Annotated in this window: 5 protein-coding genes and 2 pseudogenes; 3 read left to right on the forward strand and 4 right to left on the reverse strand. The window is 69.7% G+C overall.

Annotated features, from left to right (window positions below; translation table 11 throughout):
* Positions 1-240 (forward strand): annotated as a pseudogene (locus tag VJS38_RS02375) (ATP-binding protein); the annotation flags it as partial.
* On the opposite strand, the gene VJS38_RS02380 reads toward VJS38_RS02375, so the two are convergent.
* From VJS38_RS02380 to VJS38_RS20960, 4 genes and pseudogenes are all read right to left on the reverse strand, one after another.
* Complete coding sequence (locus VJS38_RS02380; RefSeq protein WP_324086549.1) at positions 195-647, reverse strand: hypothetical protein; 453 nt, start codon at positions 645-647, stop codon at positions 195-197. The pseudogene VJS38_RS02375 and the gene VJS38_RS02380 overlap by 46 nt on opposite strands.
* 78 nt (positions 648-725) lie before the next feature.
* Positions 726-1,085: a hypothetical protein gene (locus VJS38_RS02385; protein ID WP_324086550.1), complete on the reverse strand. Its 360-nt coding sequence runs from the start codon at positions 1,083-1,085 to the stop codon at positions 726-728.
* A 211-nt stretch (positions 1,086-1,296) separates the two neighbouring features.
* Positions 1,297-1,638 (reverse strand): hypothetical protein, encoded by a 342-nt coding sequence (locus VJS38_RS02390; protein ID WP_324086551.1) that lies wholly within the window; start codon positions 1,636-1,638, stop codon positions 1,297-1,299.
* A 124-nt stretch (positions 1,639-1,762) separates the two neighbouring features.
* Positions 1,763-1,954 (reverse strand): annotated as a pseudogene (locus VJS38_RS20960) (response regulator transcription factor); the annotation flags it as partial.
* Between the two features lie 102 nt (positions 1,955-2,056).
* Here VJS38_RS20960 and VJS38_RS02395 point away from each other — a divergent pair.
* Both VJS38_RS02395 and VJS38_RS02400 read left to right on the forward strand, forming a co-directional pair.
* The gene (locus VJS38_RS02395; protein WP_324086552.1) at positions 2,057-2,437 is read left to right on the forward strand and encodes a helix-turn-helix transcriptional regulator; all 381 of its coding nucleotides are present in this window, start codon (positions 2,057-2,059) and stop codon (positions 2,435-2,437) included.
* A gap of 69 nt (positions 2,438-2,506) precedes the next feature.
* Positions 2,507-3,446 (forward strand): sensor histidine kinase (locus VJS38_RS02400; protein WP_324086553.1); only part of this gene is annotated, 940 nt, incomplete at its 3' end.

A 3,446-nucleotide genomic window follows, 5' to 3' on the forward strand; every position in this document is an offset into this window, starting at 1 on the left:
GCCCAGGCGAGCGGCGAATGGCTGGAGACGATCGCCGCGCTCGACGCGCCGGCCCAGGCGCTCCTGACCCAGGCGGCGGAGGCGGCGGGCCTCACCGCGCGCGGCTGGACGCGTACGCTTCGGCTCGCGCGGACCATCGCCGATCTGGAAGGCTCCGACGCGGTCCGCCGGACCCACGTCGCCGAGGCGCTGATCTACCGCCGGGTCTCGGCCCGCAGCGCCTCGCCGCTTGGCGCGTAGGGCCAGGCGCGCCAGCAGTTCCAGACTCCGACGCCGAGCGCGATCATCTTGAGGTAGGTCCAGATGACGATGGCGCTCACGTAAGACCATTGCCCGAGATCCGGATCGATCATCTTGGCGACGTGGGTGAGGACCATGAGAAGCTGGAAGGCCGCCGCCGCGAGCGGCCAGTATTTGGCGGTCCTGAGCGCGATCACGAGCAGCAGGACGAGAGACAGGACATCGGCGATGAAACCGGCAGGCTGCACCTGCGGCCAGGAGTAGTCACGCAACACCTGCGTCGCGGTGACGTTGATCAACATGCTGCCGGCCGCGAGCCGTTCCTCCAGGCCGCCTCTTATGAAGGCGCAGCTGCAGACCACGAACATCACGGCCAAGCCGAGCCAGGGCGGCAGGGCGATGGTCAAATGCAGGACCCCTCGAATGGATCGAGGGGCCCACCTTAGTCAGAACAGTCCGGCAGGGCCAGGAGGCCCGCCTGCAGCTCAGGCGGCGGAGACGGCCCGCAGCGCGCGGCCGCGGTTGCGGGCGACGACCGCCGTGGCCTCGATATGGATCGGCGGCTTGTTGCCGCCGGTGTCGTCCATGGTCACCGCGCCCAGGCCGACCTGCTGCTTGGCGATGGTCAGCTCCTTGTGCGCCTCGACCAGCGCGCGGCGGGCCTCGGCGAGCGCCATCACCGCCTGGCTGGCCCGCTCCATGGCTTCCTGGCCGATGAGGGCGGAGGCGCCGGCCTGTCGGCGGAGCGCCGGGATCGTCCCGGTGAAATTGGCGGTCTTGGTCAGCGCCAGGTCGACTGCGCTCTCAGCATCCCAGAGAGCCACGGCGATTTGTTCAGCGGCCATACGGCGTTCTTTGAGCATGAGATCCTCCATCACGCGGAACGGAGTCCGCGCGTTTGTTCGAAGAACAATGTTCGATGTGTAGGATTAGTGCAGGTTTAGACTAAACTGCGCGCCAACTCTTGGAGCGCGTGCAACCCGGCCAGCATCGCCCCGAAAGCCAGCGCCGTGACGATGGCGATCCCGGCGATGGCGCCGATCCGGGCGATCGGGCCTAGGTCGTTTCGTCCGAGTCCCCGCCGGCCTCCGGCTTGAAGTTCTCGTCGAGCAGCACCCAGGTCATGCAGAGGATTTCCCGCAGGACCATTTCCGCGGGCTTGAACGGCGCCAGCTTCCGCGTCGCCGAGACCAGGTGCCGGGCCATCGAGGCCTGCGCCGGGGTCGCCGCCAGATCGACGAGCTGCCGTTCGAGCTGCTCCCAGGAGAAGCTCGGGATGATCTCCTCCCGCTTCTCCGCGTCCGGCCAGCGGGCCTCGAACGCGTCGATCTCCCGTTTCAGCCTCAGGGCCCGCCCAATCACTGCGCGGTCCTCGAAGTCGTGGCGCCACTCGCCCATCTGCAGCCTCCTTGCCGTTGGAGACATCGGGCCACGAACGCTCGTCGTTGTCTGTCCTGATCGTGTCCTGTCCTGATCCGATCGGGACAACCGGAATGCCCTGATTGCGCAGCAGACGGGCGGCCTCGTAGCGATCACCGACGCCGAGCTTGCGGCGGGCGCGGTCGCAGTAGGTGTCGACCGACGTCTTGGACATGCCCAGCTCGCGGGCGATTTCCTTCGAGCTGAGGTGCTGGTCGACCAGTCGCAGGCACTCCCGCTCACGCGGCGTGAGCAGTTCGACCGGATCTTCGGTGACGACCGGACGGGGAGGCATGACGGCCTAGTTAAGCGCGACGAAGGGTTTTCGTCTACTTAGCGGAGCGCCGCAGCGGCGTTTCGGCTATGATCTAGGCGCCCTGGCCAGGGAACCGCAAGGATGTTGCCGAAGGACGTCGGCCGTGCGGCCGAGCTGGAGAGGGAGATCGGCGCGCGCATCCGCGCTCGCCGGCGCCAGCTGGGCCTGAGCCAAAGCGACCTGGCCGACCAGCTGGGCGTCTCCTTCCAGCAGGTGCAGAAGTACGAGCGCGGGGCCAATCGCGTCGCCGCCTCGACCCTGGTCGCCACTGCGCAGGCGCTCGGCGTGAGCATTGGCTGGCTGGTCGGCGAAGACGCCCCACAGACGGGCGAGCACGAGCTCTTCTCGGCGCTGAGCCGACCAGGCGCCCTGGAGATCCTGAAGGCGTTCAGCGCCATTGCGGACCCACGCGGGCGCAGCGCGCTGCTGGCCGTCGCCGAGGAGATGGCGCGGCGCAACTAGCCGTCAGCGACGGTCCGACAGTCGAGCGCTTGACCTGATGTTAAGCGCGGGCGGGCTAGCCAAGGCGCCATGCGTAGACCTCCTCGACCGCTTTCGGAGCGGCGCCCGACCCGCGCCCACATCACCGCCGACCAGCTCGCCGCGCTCAGCCATGAGCTGCGCACGCCGCTGAACGGCGTGCTGGGCCTGGCGCGCCTGCTGGAGGGCACTCAGCTCACCGCCGAGCAGCGGGACTATGCGATCGCGCTGCGCGAGAGCGGCCAGCACCTGCTGGCCCTGGTCAACGACCTGCTGGATTTCGCCAAGCTCGGCGCCGGCAAGGTCGAGCTGCACTACGCCACGGTCGACCTCGAGGAGATGCTGCGCTCGGTCTGCGAGCTGCTGGCGCCGCGCGCCAACGAGAAGGGACTGGAGATCGGCTGGTCGACGCCGTCCAGCCTCAGCCGCATCCGCGTCGACGAGGGCCGGCTGCGGCAGATCCTGATCAATTTCGCCGGCAACGCGGTGAAGTTCACCGAGTGCGGCGGGGTGCTGGCGAGCGTGGTCGAACGCCCGGACGGGCGGCTGCGCTTCGTCGTCGAGGACACCGGCCCAGGCGTCTCGGCCGAAGCCCGCGAGCGGATCTTCGAAGCCTTCGCCCAGGCCGATCCGGCCCACGCCCAGCTCGGCGGGGCGGGCCTGGGCCTCGCCATCGCGCGGCGCCTCGCCCACGCCATGGGCGGCGAGGTCGGCGTGGAGAGCGGACCGCTGGGCGGCGCCCTGTTCTGGTTCGAGACCCTGTTCGAGCGGATCGACGCCAAGCACGTCGAGACGCCGCTGGCCGGCTGCACCGTCGGCGTGGCCTCCCCCAACCCGGTCGTGCGCGAGGCCGCCGGCCGGCAGATCCGCGCCTGCGGCGGGCGCGCGGTCACCGCCGACACCGTGGCCGCGCTCGCCGAGCGCACGAAACCGGGCGACGTGCTGCTGGTCGACCACGCCCTGGCCGAAGCCCGCGGCGGGACGGTGCAGC

The organism is Phenylobacterium sp. (genome assembly GCF_035276905.1).
Taxonomy (GTDB): Bacteria; Pseudomonadota; Alphaproteobacteria; order Caulobacterales; family Caulobacteraceae; genus Phenylobacterium.